The sequence below is a fragment of the Rhizobium leguminosarum bv. viciae genome (assembly GCF_012276115.1).
In the GTDB taxonomy this organism is placed as follows: Bacteria; Pseudomonadota; Alphaproteobacteria; order Rhizobiales; family Rhizobiaceae; genus Rhizobium; species Rhizobium leguminosarum_T.
The window spans coordinates 1-17789 of sequence record NZ_WIEU01000016.1; the positions used below are offsets into that span (position 1 = coordinate 1).

The 17789-nt window shown below is 62.1% G+C and carries 21 protein-coding genes; 10 read left to right on the plus strand and 11 right to left on the minus strand.

Annotated elements, in window-relative coordinates:
• On the plus strand, nt 1-269 hold a 269-nt coding region (locus GFM02_RS24080), incomplete at its 5' end, for a cytochrome c-type biogenesis protein (protein ID WP_168323014.1).
• Nucleotides 270-342: 73 nt separating this feature from the next.
• Nucleotides 343-1014: a CBS domain-containing protein gene (locus GFM02_RS24085; protein ID WP_131665556.1), complete on the plus strand. Its 672-nt coding sequence runs from the start codon at nt 343-345 to the stop codon at nt 1012-1014.
• A gap of 625 nt (nt 1015-1639) precedes the next feature.
• On the opposite strand, the gene GFM02_RS24090 is transcribed toward GFM02_RS24085, so the two are convergent.
• The 3 genes from GFM02_RS24090 to GFM02_RS24100 are packed head-to-tail and all read right to left on the minus strand — an operon-like array spanning nt 1640 to nt 3145.
• On the minus strand, nt 1640-2224 hold the full coding sequence (locus GFM02_RS24090) for a DsbE family thiol:disulfide interchange protein (protein WP_168323015.1): 585 nt from the start codon (nt 2222-2224) through the stop codon (nt 1640-1642).
• On the minus strand, nt 2225-2380 hold the full coding sequence (locus GFM02_RS24095) for a heme exporter protein CcmD (RefSeq protein ID WP_131665554.1): 156 nt from the start codon (nt 2378-2380) through the stop codon (nt 2225-2227). It abuts the gene before it with no gap.
• Nucleotides 2381-3145, minus strand: coding sequence for a heme ABC transporter permease (locus GFM02_RS24100; protein WP_168323016.1), 765 nt, complete (start codon nt 3143-3145; stop codon nt 2381-2383). It lies immediately after the preceding gene.
• Between the two features lie 184 nt (nt 3146-3329).
• Here GFM02_RS24100 and hemA point away from each other — a divergent pair, with 184 nt between their 5' ends.
• The 3 genes from hemA (at nt 3330) to GFM02_RS24115 (ending at nt 7175) form a co-directional block, all read left to right on the plus strand.
• Entirely contained in the window at nt 3330-4544 is a 1215-nt protein-coding gene (hemA, locus tag GFM02_RS24105) for a 5-aminolevulinate synthase (protein WP_168271619.1), read from the plus strand.
• Between the two features lie 484 nt (nt 4545-5028).
• Nucleotides 5029-6888, plus strand: a complete 1860-nt coding sequence (locus GFM02_RS24110) for an ABC transporter transmembrane domain-containing protein (RefSeq protein WP_168323017.1) — start codon at nt 5029-5031, stop codon at nt 6886-6888.
• The gene (locus GFM02_RS24115; RefSeq protein ID WP_168323018.1) at nt 6888-7175 is read left to right on the plus strand and encodes a hypothetical protein; all 288 of its coding nucleotides are present in this window, start codon (nt 6888-6890) and stop codon (nt 7173-7175) included. Before GFM02_RS24110 ends, GFM02_RS24115 begins: the two co-directional genes overlap by 1 nt.
• On the opposite strand, the gene GFM02_RS24120 is transcribed toward GFM02_RS24115, so the two are convergent.
• The 4 genes from GFM02_RS24120 to GFM02_RS24135 form a co-directional block, all read right to left on the minus strand.
• On the minus strand, nt 7087-7344 hold the full coding sequence (locus GFM02_RS24120; RefSeq protein WP_131665551.1) for a DUF2312 domain-containing protein: 258 nt from the start codon (nt 7342-7344) through the stop codon (nt 7087-7089). The two genes, GFM02_RS24115 and GFM02_RS24120, sit on opposite strands and share 89 nt — an antisense overlap.
• Nucleotides 7345-7463: 119 nt before the next feature.
• On the minus strand, nt 7464-7589 hold the full coding sequence (locus GFM02_RS24125; protein ID WP_432444454.1) for a GapR family DNA-binding domain-containing protein: 126 nt from the start codon (nt 7587-7589) through the stop codon (nt 7464-7466).
• 91 nt (nt 7590-7680) lie between these two features.
• Nucleotides 7681-7986 (minus strand): DUF1244 domain-containing protein, encoded by a 306-nt coding sequence (locus GFM02_RS24130; RefSeq protein ID WP_003582233.1) that lies wholly within the window; start codon nt 7984-7986, stop codon nt 7681-7683.
• 50 nt (nt 7987-8036) lie between these two features.
• Entirely contained in the window at nt 8037-8825 is a 789-nt protein-coding gene (locus GFM02_RS24135) for an N-formylglutamate amidohydrolase (RefSeq protein ID WP_168323086.1), read from the minus strand.
• 201 nt (nt 8826-9026) lie between these two features.
• On the opposite strand from GFM02_RS24135, the gene GFM02_RS24140 reads away from it, so the two are divergent.
• The 3 genes from GFM02_RS24140 to GFM02_RS24150 all read left to right on the plus strand — a co-directional run bounded on the left by GFM02_RS24140 (nt 9027) and on the right by GFM02_RS24150 (nt 11712).
• On the plus strand, nt 9027-9512 hold the full coding sequence (locus GFM02_RS24140) for a DUF1036 domain-containing protein (RefSeq protein ID WP_020051593.1): 486 nt from the start codon (nt 9027-9029) through the stop codon (nt 9510-9512).
• Nucleotides 9512-10951 (plus strand): pyruvate kinase, encoded by a 1440-nt coding sequence (pyk, locus tag GFM02_RS24145; protein ID WP_020051592.1) that lies wholly within the window; start codon nt 9512-9514, stop codon nt 10949-10951. The genes GFM02_RS24140 and pyk overlap by 1 nt, the downstream gene beginning before the upstream one ends.
• 125 nt (nt 10952-11076) lie before the next feature.
• Nucleotides 11077-11712 (plus strand): LysE family translocator, encoded by a 636-nt coding sequence (locus GFM02_RS24150; protein ID WP_020051591.1) that lies wholly within the window; start codon nt 11077-11079, stop codon nt 11710-11712.
• A gap of 2 nt (nt 11713-11714) precedes the next feature.
• Here the strand turns inward: GFM02_RS24150 and GFM02_RS24155 are convergent, their stop codons facing one another.
• Both GFM02_RS24155 and GFM02_RS24160 read right to left on the minus strand, forming a co-directional pair.
• A complete protein-coding gene (locus tag GFM02_RS24155; protein WP_168323019.1) occupies nt 11715-12272 on the minus strand; it encodes a DUF4865 family protein in 558 nt (185 codons plus the stop codon).
• Nucleotides 12269-12688 carry a tautomerase family protein gene (locus tag GFM02_RS24160; protein ID WP_131665548.1) on the minus strand — a complete coding sequence of 140 codons (420 nt, stop codon included), beginning with the start codon at nt 12686-12688 and terminating at the stop codon, nt 12269-12271. The genes GFM02_RS24155 and GFM02_RS24160 overlap by 4 nt, the downstream gene beginning before the upstream one ends.
• A 117-nt stretch (nt 12689-12805) precedes the next feature.
• Between GFM02_RS24160 and GFM02_RS24165 the strand changes: the two genes are divergently transcribed.
• Nucleotides 12806-13702 (plus strand): LysR substrate-binding domain-containing protein, encoded by an 897-nt coding sequence (locus tag GFM02_RS24165; RefSeq protein WP_168323020.1) that lies wholly within the window; start codon nt 12806-12808, stop codon nt 13700-13702.
• Nucleotides 13703-13931: 229 nt separating this feature from the next.
• Nucleotides 13932-14744: a phytanoyl-CoA dioxygenase family protein gene (locus GFM02_RS24170; RefSeq protein ID WP_168323021.1), complete on the plus strand. Its 813-nt coding sequence runs from the start codon at nt 13932-13934 to the stop codon at nt 14742-14744.
• Between the two features lie 63 nt (nt 14745-14807).
• On the opposite strand, the gene GFM02_RS24175 is transcribed toward GFM02_RS24170, so the two are convergent.
• Together GFM02_RS24175 and ggt are read right to left on the minus strand one after the other, a co-directional pair.
• Nucleotides 14808-15782 (minus strand): threonine ammonia-lyase, encoded by a 975-nt coding sequence (locus GFM02_RS24175; protein ID WP_168323022.1) that lies wholly within the window; start codon nt 15780-15782, stop codon nt 14808-14810.
• A 157-nt stretch (nt 15783-15939) separates the two neighbouring features.
• Complete coding sequence (gene ggt, locus GFM02_RS24180; protein ID WP_168323023.1) at nt 15940-17676, minus strand: gamma-glutamyltransferase; 1737 nt, start codon at nt 17674-17676, stop codon at nt 15940-15942.
• Between the last annotated feature and the right edge of the window lie 113 nt (nt 17677-17789).

Consider the following 17789-nt stretch of genomic DNA (forward strand, 5'->3'; position numbering starts at 1 on the left):
TGCTGGTGCGCGAGCGCATCGCCGACGGCGACAGCGACGAGGCGGTGCTGACCTATATCGTCTCGCGCTACGGCGAGTTCGTGCTGTTGAAGCCGCGTGTCAGCATGAAGACGGTGCTGCTCTGGGGCGCACCGGTGCTGCTGGTGCTCGCCGGCGGGCTGTCATTGCTGGTCTTTGCGCGCAAGAGGGCCGGCGGACCGATTGGGAGCCGCCTGAGCGCGGACGAGCAGGCCAGGCTGGATGATCTTCTAAACCGGCGCGAACTTTGACGGAGATCAAAGCCGAGCCTTCGATAGCCGTCTACCGTTCACATTCAACAAATCCGAACGTGAGGCGAGGAACATGCAGGCCAAGGACATCATGACACGAGACGTCGTCTCCATCAGCCCGCAGGTCGGCGTCCGCCACGCCGTTGCCGTCATGTTGCAGAACGGTGTGAGCGGCCTCCCGGTCGTGGACGAGGAGGGCCGCGTTCGCGGAATGCTGACAGAGGGAGACCTTCTGCTTCGCAGAGAGATCCGCGTTTCGCCTCGCACGCCTCGCGGGCCGGAGATGATCTCCGAGACCGACCTGGAGAGATATATTTCCAGCAACGGGTGGTCGGTGGCGGACGTGATGTCACCGGACGTCATCGTCGCACGGCCCGACAGCGAGATATCAGACATAGCCGAGAGCCTTCAGGCTCATCGCATCAAGCGGCTGCCGATCGTGGAGAACGGCAAGCTTGTGGGAATAGTGAGCCGCCGCGACATTCTGGGATTGATCCTCGACGCTCCAACGACGCCGATTCCCCGCGAGGACGAGTCCATCAAGCTCGCCGTACGCACCCGGCTGCGGTCGGACCTCGGGCTCACGCCCCAGAAGATCCAGGTAACGGTGAAGAACGGCCAAGTTACGCTGGAGGGTCTGGTTGAGTCGGAACTGAAGCGAAAGGCAGTGCGCAGCCTCGTCGAGAGCTTGGGAATCGGAGGGTACAAGGACTGCCTGTCCGTGACGGAGGAACACGGTTCCTAGACGTTTCGCGATCCGTCCTTCTTTGAAGACTTGCTCCTTCCAGCTACGAGCGCCCTCTTCAGCTTCGTTTCCGAACAGGTGCACGACGTCGTGGCGACGAGCGGACATCCCCGATTGGGTCAGGCTCCTCCCATCCTATCGCGGCATTGTAAGAGGCGAGGAGGCCCGTCCGGGATGTCACCTGAACGAGGCCTCTGTCAAAGTTTCCCCATTTGACACGGAACTTCCGACTCGCAGGCGGACCATACGTCTTAGCCCATTTGGGATCTTTGACGCAGATCAAACAGCGCGCGTCCCTTGACCTGACCGGCGCGCTTTCAGGTAGATGCGGAATCCTTGCCGGTTTGGAGTTCCGCTTGCAAAAATAACGGCAGGCGCGGCGAACATGGTGCGCACGCCACGAATTCGACATGTGACCACACAGAGTCGACGCGAGTTCCGCGTCCTCTTCGCTCATCCGATTGCCAATCCTATTTCGAGGGCTAGGAGCCTTCTTTACAAGGCGAAGCCTTCTCCACGCTGTCGAAAGGCGAGTAGATGGAGAGGAGGCGGTGCGCGTGACAGGCGTCGACTCGTGCAGCTTCTTCAGCGCGGATTCCGGAGGCGAACCGGATACTGCCAGGCGTTAGCGGCTGACAGTCGGTCGATCTCGACGAGATGCCGAATCGGCCAGGAGCCGTTCAATGGAGGGGCGGAGCTTGCCGGTCAAGGCGGATGAGTTGAGCGGCCCGACGAACTTGAAGGCGATACGGCCATCCCGGTCGACGAGGAAGGTCTCAGGAACCCCGTAGACTCCCCAGTCGATGGATCGTCGCCCGGATCGATCGATGCCTATGGCCGAATACGGATTGACGTTCGCGCGGAGGAAGGCGATGGCGTCGGCCGGATCGTCCTTGTAGTCGATGCCGACGATCTTCACCCGCCGATCCTGGGCGAGCTGGGAATGCTCCTGATGGCACGGGACGCACCAGGAGGCGAAGACGTTGACGATTGTCACCTCGCCTTTCAAAGCCTCGTCGTCCAGGGCAGCGGTCTCGAATCCTTGAAGTCCGGGAAGTGCGAGCGGAGGATGGTTCTCGCCGATCAGCGCGGACGGTAGCTCCGACGGAGAGTAGCCCGATGTCGCTTCGCGGTACAGGTTGTTCGCCACTGCGCCGGCAAATCCGAGGAAGGCCACGAGAGGTAGCGCGGCGATGAGGCGGCGGGCCATTCAACGGCCGCCGTTCGTTCGAACGGCACGAACGGGCGCGAGCGCGGCGACGCGACGACGATATGATCTTCCGGTGATCCATACCTTCGCTGATGTCGCGAAGACGACCGAGAAAGTAAGGGCGTAGGCGATGTAGACGTACGCTTGATGTGTCATTCAATCCTCCTTGTGAGCCGCTGCCCTGGCGGCCAGCCTGTAGTGCGAGATCAGCTTTCTGCGCCAGATCTCGTTTCTGATCGAGGCGACGTAGAGGGTGGCGAAAAGACACGCGAAGGCGAGCCCCATGACCAGCAATGGCTGCAGGAACTCGATGTCCAGAGCCGGTCCGGCAAGGCGGACCACGCTGGCCGGCTGGTGGAGGGTGTTCCACCATTCCACCGAAAACTTGATGATCGGTATGTTTACGAATCCTACGATGATCAGCACGGCGGTGACCCTTGCCGCGCGGGTGGGCTCGTCGACGGCGCGATTGATCGCGAGAAGTCCGAGATACATGATGAACAGCACGAACATCGAGGTCAGACGTGCGTCCCAAACCCACCACGTCCCCCACATCGGCTTCCCCCAAATCGCTCCAGTGATGAGGGAGACGAACGTGAAGGCGGCGCCGAGCGGGGCGGCGACACGGGCCGCGACGTCGGCGAGCGGATGCTTCCAGACCAGCGACCCAATCGCGTTCGCGGTCATCACGCTGTAACAGAGCATCGCCATCCAAGCAGCCGGAACGTGGACGTACATGATCCGGACAGTCTCGCCCTGCTGGTAGTCTCCATCAGAGTTGAAACTCAACCAGAGCCCGGTGGCGAACGCGATCAGCGTCGCGGCCGCGAGGATCGGAATTGTCCTGTTCGCCAGTTCGACGAAGCGGGACGGCTGTGCGAGGGCGACGACGCCCTTCGAGAACTTTGAGACAGAGATCATGGACGGAGGAGTAGCGCGGAGCGAGCGCGAGATAATTGATCCGGATCAAACAGCCGATGTTTGGGCGGGCGGGGCGGTTCTTTTGCAGACTTGCAGGTGCCCAAAGTTCGTCCCAACTTGACGGAGATCAAATACAGGCGATTGGCTGACCGCTAGTGATTTCCCATGCAGAAGGAGCATGTGCATGGATTTCGAAGCGTTTTTCAAAAACGAGCTGGACGGGCTTCATAGCGAGGGCCGTTACCGCGTTTTTGCCGATCTCGAACGTCACCGCGGCAATTTTCCCCGCGCGACGCGTTACACCGCAGATGGCCAAAAGGAAGTCACGGTGTGGTGCTCCAACGACTATCTCGGCATGGGCCAGCATCCCAAGGTGATCGAGGCGATGAAGAACGCCATCGACCACTGTGGCGCGGGTGCGGGAGGCACCCGGAATATTTCTGGCACCAACCACCATCACGTCATGCTCGAGCGTGAGCTTGCCGATCTGCACGGCAAGGAAGCAGCCTTGATCTTCACGTCGGGCTATGTGTCCAACTGGGCAGCCCTTGGCACGCTCGGCGCCAAGATCCCCGGCCTGATCATCTTCTCCGACGCGCTGAACCATGCCTCGATGATCGAGGGCATCCGTTATGCCAAGTGCGACAAGGTGATCTGGAAGCACAATGACGTGGCCGATCTCGAAGCCAAGCTCAAGGCCGCCGATCCGAAGGCGCCGAAGCTGATCGCCTTCGAGAGCGTCTATTCGATGGATGGCGATATCGCCCCGATCAAGGAAATCTGCGACCTCGCCGACAAATATGGGGCGATGACCTATCTCGACGAAGTGCATGGCGTCGGCATGTACGGCCCGCGCGGCGGCGGCATTGCCGAGCGTGAAGGGCTGATGGACCGGTTGACCGTCATCGAAGGCACGCTCGGCAAGGCGTTCGGGGTGATGGGCGGCTATATCGCCGCTTCGGCAGCACTTTGCGATTTCATCCGCTCGTTTGCGTCGGGCTTCATCTTCACCACGGCGCTGCCGCCGGCGCTGGCCGCCGGGGCCGTCGCCTCGATCCAGCACCTGAAGGTCAGCCAGTTCGAGCGCGCCCGCCATCAGGACCGGGTCCGCAAGCTGAGAGCACTGCTCGACCAGCGCGGCATTCCGCATATGTCCAATCCGAGCCATATCGTGCCGGTGCTGGTCGGCGATGCGGCCAAGTGCAAGTGGATCTCCGACCTGCTGCTCGACAATTGCGGCGTCTATGTCCAGCCGATCAACTATCCCACAGTGCCGAAGAAGACCGAGCGCCTGCGCATTACGCCGACGCCGCTGCATTCCGACGCCGATATCGCCCATCTGGTCGAGGCGCTGCATTCGCTCTGGTCGCGCTGCGCGCTGGCAAGGCACGTCGCCTGATTTTCGATGATCGCTCCTCTGCATCCCAACAATCGGGCTCAACGTCTCTACCTATCGACCTGAGATAGCGGAGATCTCGGCCGTGAGATGCCGACGCGAACCGACAAGGTGACCCCTTGGCGATACGCCGATACATGCGGCGATTGAACGGGCCGCTCGCAAGACGGCCCCGGAACCGGCGGTATTCGGCGAGGCGCTTTCCGCCGGATCGATGAAGAGCGGTGATGCTGACAGACGATTTCCCAAAGCGGATCACCCCGAACCGCACAGAAGTTCTTGTTGGCGGTGCGTGCGGTAGCAGTAGTTTCTTGTTTCTCCTTCGGGTTCCGGCGTGTTTCCCGGCATATATCATCGCTGCCACAGTGCGGGTCGACGCAGGAAGTCCAGTCGATCAAGATCGCTCCGTTGTTGATCGCGATCAAAGACTGACCACTGAATTGGGGTGAAAAGACCAGTCGATGCAAACCAGGAGTTCACGGCATTGATGATTGCCAAGCACGACCGCCTCGCCGATACGCCTGCATGTTGCACGGAGGCTACGGACCTCGGCGCAGCGAGAGAAGACCGCTCCCGCAGGTCGCTAGCGGGACTTGGAAAGCTGACGCCTCTTCTGCGCGCCCACCGGTGGCTGGCGGCCGGCGCCGTCGTCTCCCTTACGGCCGCGGCTCTCATCTCCCTCGCGCTGCCGACAGCGGTCCGGCGCCTGATAGATCGGGGTTTCGCCCGCACCGACGGCGCATTCGTCGACCACTACTTCCTCATGCTCGTCGTGCTGGCGATCGCTCTCGCCGTCGCAAGTGCCTGTAGATACTATTTCGTCGCCGCGCTTGGCGAGCGGCTGGTCTGCGATCTTCGTCTCCAGGTCTTTCAAAAGGTCGTTCGTCTTCCTGCAAGCTTCTTCGATGCGAACCGCTCCGGCGAAGTCTCGTCGCGGCTCACCGCCGATGCGGCGCAGATCAAGTCCGCCGTGAGCCTTGCTGCCTCCGTCGCGCTTCGGAACTCCATTCTCTGCGTCGGCGCCCTTGCCATGATGTTCGTGACAAGTCCCGGCCTGTCCTCAATCACGGTCGGAGCAATCCCGCTCATTGTCGTGCCCCTGGTGGTGTTCGGTCGGTCAGTCCGGCAAAAATCCAGGTCCGCACAGGACGCGCTCGCCGCGGCGTCGGCCTTTGCAAGCGAGATCGTCGCAGGAAGCCGGACTATACAAGCCTTCAACGGTGAGGAAGCCGCTCAACGCAAATACGTCCGCGAAATCGAGGCGTCATATGCCAGTTCGGTGAGCGCCGCGCGCTCGAGAGCCTTCCTCACGGCTTTCGCGATCGCCCTCGTTTTTGCGAGCGTCGTCGGCGTGCTTTGGATCGGAGCGCAGAACCTGCTGTCCGGCGCGATGACCGCAGGAGATCTCGGGCAATTCCTTCTTTACGCGGTGATCGCGGCAGGATCGCTCGGTTCGCTTTCGGAGGTCTGGGGCGAGCTCGCACAGGCGGCAGGTGCGGCCGGCAGGCTATTCGAACTGATGGACGAAGAGGACGGGCGGCCAAAAGCAGGTGCGACGCTGCCGCTGCGAACGCCTGTCGCGGGTCGGATCGAATTCGAGGACGTGCGCTTCGCCTATCCGGGCGCGCCAGATCGCCAAGTCTTGCGGGGACTGTCGATGCGGGTCTCTCCGGGCGAAACCGTGGCCGTGGTCGGAGCATCGGGCTCTGGTAAAAGCACGCTATTCTCCGTCCTTCTCGGCTTCTACGGCGTAGGCGATGGAAAGATCGCAATCGACGGTCGCGACGTCGCTACTCTCTCTCCGGAAGAAGTGCGGCAACAGATGGCCATCGTCCCTCAGGACATCACGATTTTCGCCTCCTCCATCAAGGAGAACATAGCGATCGGCCGGCCGGAGGCCATCCCGGAAGAAATAGAGGCCGCCGCCGCCAGGGCGCAGGCGCATGACTTTGTCTCCGCTCTTCCCAACGGATACGACACGGTCGTAGGCGAGCGCGGTCTTACATTGTCTGGCGGGCAGCGCCAGAGAATCGCAATCGCAAGAGCTGTCCTGAAGGACGCTCCCATCCTTCTTCTCGACGAAGCCACGTCATCACTCGACGCCGAAAGCGAGATGCTGGTGCAGAAGGGACTCGACGAGCTTATGGAGAATCGCACGACGATCGTCATCGCACACCGGCTTGCCACCGTTCTCAAGGCTGATCGCATCCTCGTCATGGACGAAGGCCGAATAGTCGAAGAAGGGACGCATTCGTCGCTCGTTCGCCAGGGCGGCGCATACGCAAGGCTTGCGGAGCTGCAGTTCGATGCTCCGGCGTCGCTTCCAGTCGAAAGGAATGCGGCGTGATGAGCGCACGTCAAGGACTCGGCAAACCTTTCAGGATAGGCACCCGCGCAAGCCCGCCTGCCATCGCCCAGGCATCGGAGGTGGCCGCGCGCCTATGCGCCTGCCATGGACTGCCCGCTGAATCCTTTGTCATCGTGCCGCTGACGACGAAGGGCGACCGGCTGAGCGAGCAGCCGCTTCCGGACATAGGTTCTATCGTTACTCCATGCCGAGAGCGTTCATGTAGGTCTGCAGGATCGACTCCTCCTCCATGCGCTCGTTGGCGTCCTTTTTCCTTAGCCGGATAATCGTCTTCATCGCCTTTGTATCGTAACCCCGGCCCTTCGCCTCCCCGAACACGTCCTTGATGTCGTCGGCGATGGTCTGCTTCTCCTCCTCAAGGCGCTCGATGCGCTCGATGAATGCGCGCAGCTCCGCGGCGGCGACGTTCTCGGTGCTGGTTTCGATCTCGCTCATTTGCTTTGAATTCCTCTTTGTCGGTCCGGCCGTCGAAGGCGCTTGCGCATATCGTCGCGGCCATGTATTTTGCTTTCAAGTCATTGATTCTACACGTAGAACATACGATTCGCGGGGGTTTAGCAGCCCATTCCCTTGGCCTCGCCATAGGCGTCCTTGATGGTCTTCTTTTCTTCTTCCAGCCGTTCAATGCGCTCGATGCAAGCGCGAAGCTGATCGCGGGCGACGCCATGAGCATCAGACATCGTGTTCTCCTGGTTTTTCGGTGATCAATTTTGGATGCCAGTGACTGCCGCGAAGCGGCGCCACGGTCAAGCCTGTTCGCGGCCAGCCATGCTATTTGTGTGGATTGTTCAGTTCAAAAGCAGCCTTTTGCACTGGCGAGGCCTCGTTCTGGTGAAGATTCTTCCAGTCCTCATAGGGCATGCCATAGACCATCTCGCGCGATTCGTCCCTGGTAACCGGGACACCTTCGGCCTCGGCGGCTTCGCGATACCAGTTCGACAGGCAGTTGCGGCAGAAGCCGGCCAGATTCATCAGATCGATGTTCTGAACGTCGCTGCGTTCGCGAAGATGTGCGACGAGGCGGCGGAAGGCGGCAGCTTCGAATTCGGTCTGTTGTTCCTTGCTGAGCGCGGTCATCTCGCTTCCTTTCGTTAAAGTGAGGCCTTTCGTTAAATGGGGGCCTTCGTTCAATAGGGGCCGGAGCGCGACAGATGAACGTCGTATCCGTGCAAGGCGGGATCGGCATTCATCGCCGCAAAGATCGGCGCCAGGCGTTCGGCCCATGCTGATATGCCGGTCTCGTCTCCGATCAGGTCCTGGCGCACCTCGAGCAGCGCATGCGGAATGCCTGTGATCATGCAATGGCGGTACATGGTATCGCCCTTCAGCGCGCCGTCATAGGGTTCGTTGTCGCCAACGGCGAGATCGGGATCGGCGCGCAGCATCTCGAGCAGCGGGCCGACGGCGCGATGGTCGCTATCCCAGAGTACGGCGGCGTGCCAGGGACGGGGAATGCCTTTCCAGGCCGGCGTGAAGGAGTGCAGCGACAGCACCAGCGGCGCCCTGCCGGTGGCATTCGCCACGCTGTCGATCGTTGCGGCGACGGCATGGTGATAGGGGCGATGGAAGGTTTCGATGCGGTAGTCCCACTCCTGCGGCGTGATCGGATGATTGCCTGATACGACGGCGCCGTCGGAGATCTTCATGATTAGCGTCGGATCGTCTTCGCCGCGATTCGGATCGATCAGCAGGCGCGAAAAGCCGCCGAGCACGGCGGGAACGCCGAGTTTCGCCGAAAGCTGCCGCGTCAGGCCCTCGATGCCGATGTCATAGGCGATGTGGCGGGCGAAGGCCGCGTCGGGCAGTCCGAGCCGGCCATATCGCGCGGGAAGGCGGTTCATCGCGTGATCTGCGAGGATCACCATGCCTTTGTCATGTTTGCCGGATAGGATTTCGAAGGATTGGAAGTCGTCCATCAGGAATTGCCGTTCGTCATTTGCGCCGTCGGGCGCAGTGATCGCATGCGCCTGCGGCGGGTTCAAGCGCGGCACGAGGGAGAGGTTGAACCGGACCCTCGACGGATGGGTTATGAAAGGAAATATAATCGATTAGCATTGCGTTGACTTTCGCTTGACGGCGGCGCAAGAAGACACGGATACGAATAACCGTGGAGCTATTTGGGAGCCGTGTTGATCCAAGCCGCGCCAAGTTTCCTCACGCGGTCCGGACCGCTGGTCCGTCTCGCTCTGTTCGCTCTTGCAGCCGCCATGCCGTTTTTCATCGCAGATGCCGCACGCGCCGATTTTCGCGTCTGCAACGGAACGCAGAATCTCGTCGGCGTCGCGATCGGATACCGGGCCAAGGATGGCTGGGTGACGGAGGGTTGGTGGCAGGTGCCGGCAACGACCTGCGCCACGCTGATCGAGGGAGAATTGCAGTCGCGCTATTATTACCTCTACGCAGAGGACGCCGCCCGGGGTGGACGATGGACGGGTGACGTGCAGATGTGCGTTGCGGAAAACGAATTCAAGATCGCGGGTGTGCAGGATTGTTATGCCCGCGGTTACCAGAAAATGGGATTCAAGGAATATGATACGGGCCGCCAGGGTAGCTGGATGGTTCAACTCTCCGACACCCCAGGGACGCAAGAAAGCCAGAATTGATGAAGCGTAATCGCAAAGTTAAAATCCTCGCCACCCTCGGGCCAGCCTCCTCCGAGGAATCGATGATCGAGAAGCTGCACCAGGCCGGTGCGGATGTCTTCCGCATCAATATGAGCCATGCGAGCCACGACATGATGCGTACGCTCATCCAGCGCATCCGCTCGGTCGAAGCGCGCTCCGGCCGGCCGATCGGCATTCTCGCCGACCTGCAGGGACCGAAACTGCGTGTCGGCAAGTTCGTCGACGGCAAGGTGGACCTGAGGCCCGGCCAGACCTTCACCCTCGACAACAACGAAGCGCTCGGCGATCAGAACCGCGTCTATCTGCCGCATCCCGAAATCCTGGAATCGGTACAGCCCGGCCATCGTCTGCTGATCGACGACGGCAAGCTCGCGCTGCGCGCAGAAAAATGCGACGGCAAGAGCATCGTCACGACTGTTATTTCGGGCACGCGCATCTCCGACCGCAAGGGCGTCAGCCTTCCCGACACGCTGCTCGGCGTTGGCGCGCTGACGGACAAGGACCGCGCCGACCTCGACGCCGTGCTTGCCACCGACGATGTCGACTGGGTGGCGCTTTCCTTCGTCCAGCGTCCCGACGACCTTGCCGAAGTGCGCAAGATCGCCCGTGGCCGCGTCGGCCTGATGTCAAAGATCGAAAAGCCGCAGGCTCTCGAGCGCATCGAGGAAATCATCGAACTGTCAGACGCATTGATGGTCGCCCGTGGCGATCTCGGCGTCGAAATGCCGCTCGAATCGGTTCCCGGCATCCAGAAGCAGCTGATCCGTGCCTGCCGCCGTTCGGGCAAGCCGGTGGTCGTTGCCACGCAGATGCTGGAATCGATGATCTCTGCGCCGGTGCCGACACGCGCCGAAGTTTCCGACGTCGCGACCGCCGTCTTCGAAGGTGCGGATGCCGTCATGCTCTCGGCCGAATCGGCCTCGGGCGATTATCCCGTCGAAGCCGTCACGACGATGGCGTCGATTGCCACCGCCATCGAGCGTGAGCCGCATTATCCCGGCATTATCTATGCCCAGCGTGCCCAGCCGGAAGCGACCGGCGCCGATGCGATCTCGCTTGCCGCCCGTCAGATCGCCGAAACGCTGAAGCTGTCGGCGATCGTCTGTTACACCTCGTCGGGCACGACAGGCCTTCGTGCCTCGCGCGAGCGTCCGCAAGTGCCGATCCTGGCGCTGTCGCCGATCATCAAGACGGCGCGCCGTCTTGCCGTCGTCTGGGGCCTGCATTGCGTCGTCACCCATGACGCGACCGATCTCGACGACATGGTCAACCGCGCCTGCCGCATCGTCGCGGACGAAGGCTTCGGCAAGCCGGGCGACCGCATCATCATCTCGGCCGGCGTGCCGCTCGGCACACCAGGCGCCACCAACATGATCCGCATCGCCTATATCGGCTCCGACGGCCAGAGCGGCGTCTGATCCAATCGCATCCCTTCGAAAGCCCGCTGCCTCAAGGAGGCGGCGGGCGTTTTCATGGAGGGGATAGCATTGCCAAGGGCTGCGCCGCGTGCAAGTTTTCGATCTCCGACTTGAGGGGGATCATCATGGACACCGTCACGCTTGTCGCTTTTGCTGCCGTTTCCTTCGTTGGCATCGTCACACCAGGGCCGACGGTGCTGCTGGCGCTGACCAATGGTTCACGCCACGGCCTGCGCCGCGCGACCGCCGGCATGATCGGTGCGGTCCTTTCCGATTTTGTGCTGATCGGCGCCGTCGCGATCGGGCTTGGGGCGCTGCTCGCGGCATCGGAATTCTGGTTCTCGGTGCTGAAATGGGCGGGTGCCGCCTATCTCGCTTTTCTCGGTATCATGCTGCTGCGCTCGAAGGGCACGATCGATGCGGCCTTGAAGTCCGGAGTGCCTGCGAGTGCGACATCGCCCTTCTCGATCGGACTGAAGAGTTTTATGGTCGCGGCGACCAATCCGAAGGGCTACCTGTTCTTCTCGGCCTTCCTGCCCCAATTCATCGATCCGACCATGCCGCAGGCGACGCAATATATGCTGCTCGCCCTTGTCTTTGCCGCGCTCGATTTCCTCATCATGTTCGGCTACGCCTTCTTCGGCTCGCAGGCGGTGCGTTTCCTGAAAACCTCGGGCGCCATGTGGCTGGAGCGGGCCTGCGGCGGCGCGCTGCTGGCGCTTGCCGGCTCACTGGCCTTTTATCGCCGGGCAACTGTCTGAGTTCAGGGTCGAGCCAGAGATAGATGACCGACGCGATAGGCTTGCGTTTGGTCACCGATCTCGGAAAGCTCCCGCCAAAGCCTGAAGCGTACCCGCGTCCAGCTCGTCGGTTCGAAGCCGGAGACGGAGGCGAGTGCACCGCTCATCGCCAGGTCGGCTTCGGCCTCCGTGCTTTCGGCGCGGCGAATGTCGGCGAGCGGTGCGTAGGGTTCGGTTTGCAGGATATCGCGTGTGGCGAACCTGGCTGCGGCGATGTCGGATGAGACTTCCGACCGCCAGACGATCCAAGTCCTCACCCGCGGCCAGCCGAAGGCGTCGGTGAGAGCCTCGAAACCCGGACCACAGAGGAAGTCGCTCGCCCCTTCCGGCTTCTGCCAGAGATAGAAGGGCGCATAGAGATTGTTGCGGCTGCCGAACTCCCCTTTGCGGGCGCTGAGATAGGCTTTGAAGCCGAGATTGGGAAAGCCGTCGAGCATCGGCCCCTTGTCGCGAATGCGGCGGTCGATGATCGACATGTCGTAATCGGCGGGCAGGGTGAAGCTGTACTGCATGGCGATCATCGCCGGCCTCCGAGCGCACGAAGCCGCCAGTCGGGGTCGGTCATCTGGGCAATGCCGTCGCCGAAGGACCAATCTTCCGGTGCGCTGGTGCTGATGACGATCATTACGTCCTCGGGCCGGAGGCCCGGTGATTGCGTCAGGAGATCGGCGAGCCGCCGATAGAGCGCCGCCTTCATCTCGCCGGTGCGAGGCCTGCCGATCGTGATCGAGATATAGACGAAGTCGTCCGAGCGCGGGCCGGCGAGATAGCTGCGGTCGAAGATCAATTCGTTGCCGTCATGCTGGTGGATGGCCTGGAAGCGGTCGCTTTCGGGCACGTCGAAGGTCTCGACCAGGGCGCGCTGGATGTTGTCGGCCAGTGCCATGAGGTAGGTCGGCGACTTGCCTTTGCGAAGGGAAATGCGAACGAAGGGCATCGGGATCTCCACGGTTCAGGCCGTCGGTCGGCCTTGACAGCAGAACCATCGCACGGCACGATGATGCTGAAAATCAGAATTTTATGGATGAATGATCCTGAAAAATGGGATTATGTAATGCGACGGACGATCTTCGATCTCGACGTGCTTCGAACCTTTTCGACCGGCATGGAGCTTGGCAATTTCGCCAAGGCGGCCGAGCGGCTCGGGCGTTCGACCTCGGCGGTCAGCGCACAGCTGAAGAAGCTGGAGGAACAGGCGGGCACACCGATCTTCCGCAAGGCCGGGCGTGGGCTGGCGCTGACCGATGCCGGCGAGACGATGCTCGGTTATGCCAGGCGGTTGCTGGAGCTCAACGACGAGGCGGCAGCAGCCGTCAACAGCGTCGAGCTGGAAGGCTGGGTGCGGCTCGGCCTGCAGGAGGATTTTGGCGAGACCCTTTTGCCTGATGTGCTCGGCCGCTTCGCGCGCGCTCATCCGAAGGTCCGGATCGAAGCGCGGGTGGTGCGCAATGCCGAACTGCTCGAGCGCGTCACATCAGGCAAGCTCGATCTCGCGCTTGCCTGGAGTGACGGCACGCTGACGGCGCATTGCGAGCGGATCGGGGAAGTGCCGATGCGCTGGATCGGACCTGCCGAGGGGCAGCCGGGCTGGCAAGCCGCAAGCGGCGAGCCGATGCCGCTCGCTTCGCTGGAGGCGCCGTGCCTGCTGCGGAGTGCAGCGACCAAGGCGCTGGATCAGGCGGGAATCTCCTGGCGGCTCGCCTTCGTCAGTCCCAGTCTCGGCGGTCTCTGGGCCGCGACGGCGGCAGGCCTCGGTCTCACCATCCGCACGCCGATCGGCCTGCCGGCGAAGGTCCGGCCGCTCGTGCAGGAGACCATCGGCTTGCCGGATTTGCCAAAGCTCGGTCTGGTCCTGCATCGGGCGGAAGCCGACCCGGAGCCGGCTGCGGCCCGGCTTGCCGAGCTCGTGCTTCAGTCCGTGCAGGGAGCGCTGCGCGAGGTGTTGGCTTGACATCGCCGCATTGACCCCTCGGGCGCAAGCCTATAGCCTCGAACCGCTATGAAGACGTTCACCCTCAATATCGCTTCGGTCTTCTTCTTGAGCCTCTAAGGCTCTGCCTTCGGGCATCAGAAGATGCGGCCACCGACCAGCCTTCTTGCTGGCGCGTCGCCGTGAACTGTAACCACCCTGCATGTGGCCAAGGAAAGAGCCGGCAGGTTTGGCGATAGAGAGATATATGATGACATCAGATGTTTATCCGGCGGCACTGAGTGCTGCGCAGATCGAGCAATTCATCGAGGACGGTTTCGTCAGGATCGACGACGCTTTTCCCCGCGCATTGGCCAAGGAAGCGCGTGCCATCATGTGGCGCGACATTCCCTTCGATGCGGATGATCCAAGGACGTGGACGCAGCCAGTCGTGCGACTTGCCGGCTATGGCGGCGGACCATTCGAGAAAGCCGTCAATACGCCGGTGTTGCATTCGGCCTTCGACCAGCTCGTCGGCAAGGGGCGCTGGGAGCCACGCAGTGGGCTTGGCAGTTTCCCGGTCCGCTTTCCCCATCCCGACGATCCCGGCGATGCCGGTTGGCATGTCGACCTGAGCTTTCCCGGCGAGGATTCCGATCCGAACGAGCAACGGGACTTTTCCGCCTGGCGCGTGAACATCACGTCTCGCGGGCGGGCGTTGCTGATGCTCTTCCTGTTTTCGGATGTCGGGGAGGAGGATGCGCCGACCCGCATCCGCGTCGGTTCGCACAAGGATATCGCCCGCCTCCTGGCGCCAGCGGGTGAGGCGGGGATGGCCTATCTCTGGCTGGAACATGTCGGGGAGGAGCGGCCGCTGGCATTGGCGACGGGACGGGCCGGCACGGTCTATCTCTGCCATCCGTTCCTCATCCATGCGGCGCAGATGCATCGCGGCAAGGAGCCGCGTTTTATGGCGCAGCCCGGCCTTGCACCTTCCGAACCCTTTCGGCTCGAACGGGAGGACGACGCCTATTCACCGGTCGAGACGGCGATCCGGCGCGCGCTTCACGATCACTCCATCTGACCGCTGATCTGGCATCCGGCTCGAGGGGCCGGATGCCTCCCGAAGACCCGCCGGCGTGACGTCTCAGCCGAAACGCTCCAGAGCCATGGCGAAGATATCGGAATCGACATTGCCACCGGAGGTGACCACGACGATCGTGTCGCTTTCCAGGGCATCGCCATGGAAGAGGGCGGCGGCAAGGGCCACGGCGCCGCCGGGCTCGACGACGATCTTCAGCCGTGTGAAGGCGAGTGCCATGGCGCGCAGCGCCTCCTCGTCGGTGACGACGATGCCGGCGCCGGCGAGGCGCTTGAGGATCGGGAAAGTGATGTTGCCGGGCTGCGGCGTGACGATCGCATCGCAGATCGAGCCTGATACCGACGTGTTGCGTTCGATCTTGCCGGAGGCGAGCGAGCGGGTGGTGTCGTCGAAATCCTTGGGCTCGCAAGGGCGGACGCGAAAGCCGGGGGCGCTGGCTTCGAGGGCGAGCGCAATGCCTGAGGTCAAGCCGCCGCCGCCGCAGGGAACGAGGACTTCTGCTGATGTCACGCCTTCCTCCTCCGCCTGTTCGGAGATTTCGAGACCGGTCGTGCCCTGACCGGCGATGACCAGCGGTTCGTCGAAGGGCTTGATCAGTGTCAGGCTGCGCTCGACCGAAAGCCTGGCGCCGATCTCGTCGCGATCCTCGTTGACGCGGTCGTAGAGCACCACTTCGGCGCCGAAGGCGCGCGTGTTGGCGATCTTCAGCTTCGGCGCATCGCTCGGCATGATGATGACGGAGGGGATATTGTGCAGCTTGGCCGCAAGCGCAACGCCCTGAGCGTGGTTGCCGGAGGAGAAGGCGATGACTCCCTTCGAGCGTACTGCAGCATCGAGGCCGGAGACGGCCGACCAGCCGCCGCGAAACTTGAACGAGCCGGAATGCTGCAGACATTCCGCTTTCACGAACAGACGCCGGCCGGCAATCTCATTCAAAAAAGGAGAGGAGAGAAGCGGCGTGCGCCTTGCATGACCGCGCAGACGGGCGCGAGCTGCGACAATCATTTCAATGCTGGCCATTCGGGAATCTTTCTGCTTGCGGGTTCGCCCATGCATAGGGCGAGGCAAGCCAATTGTGAACGGCGATTTTGTCACGGTGACATGAATGGTGCCACTCCTGCATCTTGAGCCGCGTTGCGCTTTCCATCGACTGTTTGGCCAGGCGATTCCCGAAGCGTCAGTAGCCGCTTGCCGATCCTTCCGTTGCGCGGCTGTCCATGGCGCCATTGTAGCGGGCGCCGCCACCCTTTTCGATGGCCGCAAGGTTTTTGCCGCCGACGAGGATGCCGGCGGCGTGACCCCATTGCGGCGCGTCATTGCCGCCGTCGAAGCTGTAGCCCATGGCGGCGAGCGTCATTTCCGTATCCGGCGAAAGCGCATAGGGTTCGAGAAAGACCTTGTCGGGCTGCCATTGGTGGTGAAGACGCGGGGCGTTGACCGCCTGGCTGATATCCATGCCGAAATCGACGACATTGAGGATCGCTTCCAGCGTGATGGTGATGATGCGCGAGCCGCCGGGGCTGCCGATCACCATGAAGGGCTTGCCGTCCCGGGTGACGATCGTCGGGCTCATCGAGGAGAGCGGCGTCTTCTTCGGGGCGATGGCATTGGCCTCGCCCTGCACCAGTCCGTAGAGGTTCGGCACGCCGGGCTTGGAGGTGAAGTCGTCCATCTCGTTATTGAGCAGCACACCGGTGCCGGGCGCTACGACCGCGGCACCGAAGGAGCCATTCAGCGTATAGGTGACGGCGACCGCATTGCCCTCGTCGTCGATGATCGAGTAATGCGTGGTCTCGGTGCTTTCCTTGCCGCCGAGCGGCTTCAGGTTCGCCGAGGTGTCGGCCTTGTAAGGGTCGATCTTGGCGGCGATCTCCAAAGCATACTTCTTGTCGAGCAGCTTTGTGATCGGGTTCTCAACGAAATCGGGATCGCCGAGTGCAGCATTGCGGTCGACATAGGCATAGCGCATCGCCTCGACCATGATGTGCACGGTTTCGGCCGAGTTATAGCCGAGATAGGAAAGCGGATATCCTTCCAGAACGTTGAGGATCTCGCAGATGATGACGCCGCCGGAAGACGGCGGCGGCGAGGAGATGATGTCGTAGCCGCGGTAATTGCACTCGATCGGCTTCAGCTCACGCACGGCATATTGCTCGAAATCCTCCTTGGCGAGGATACCGCCGTTGGCCTGGCTCGCCTTGACGATCGCCTCGGCGGGCGCCGACTTGTAGAAGGCGTCGGGGCCTTTTTCGGAAATGCCTGCAAGGACTGACGCAAGATCCGGCTGCTGGAGTTTTTCGCCTGATGCATAGGGTTTGCCGTCCGCTTTCAGGAAGATCTTTGCCGCGGCTTCATCTTTGGCGAGGCGCTTGGCGTAGGCGGCGAAACTTGCGGCGTCGCCCTGTTCCAGCGTGAAACCTTCCTTGGCGAAGCGGAGCGCCGGCGCGATCAGTTCTTCGCGCGATTTGCTGCCGTATTTCTCGCGCGCAGTCTCGAAGCCCATGACGGAGCCCGGCACGCCGACGGCAAGATAACCGTCGAGGCTGGCACGCGGCACGATATCGCCCTTGGCGTCGAGATACATGGTCTTGGTGGCGGCAAGCGGCGCGCGTTCGCGGAAATCGAGGAAGGTCTTGGTGCCATCCTTCAGGCGGATGGTCATGAAGCCGCCGCCACCAAGATTGCCGGCCGAGGGATAGACGACCGCCAGCGCATAACCGACGGCGACCGCCGCATCGACGGCGTTGCCGCCGCCTTTCAGCACCTCGACGCCGACATCGGTCGCCAGATGCTGGGCGGTAACGACCATGCCGTGTTCGGCTTCGACGGGCGCAGGCGAGGCGGCAAAAGCCGAGGTCAGGCTCAGCGACAGTGCTGATATGACGGAGATCATCCCGATATGCAGGCGGCCCATGACTTCCCCTCTTATGGACAATGATGGAAAAACATATGGGACTGCGACGGCCCGAGGCAATGCAAGGGGTTGGCTTTAAATCATGTCATGCAAACGTATGCAGCGGTTTGCGA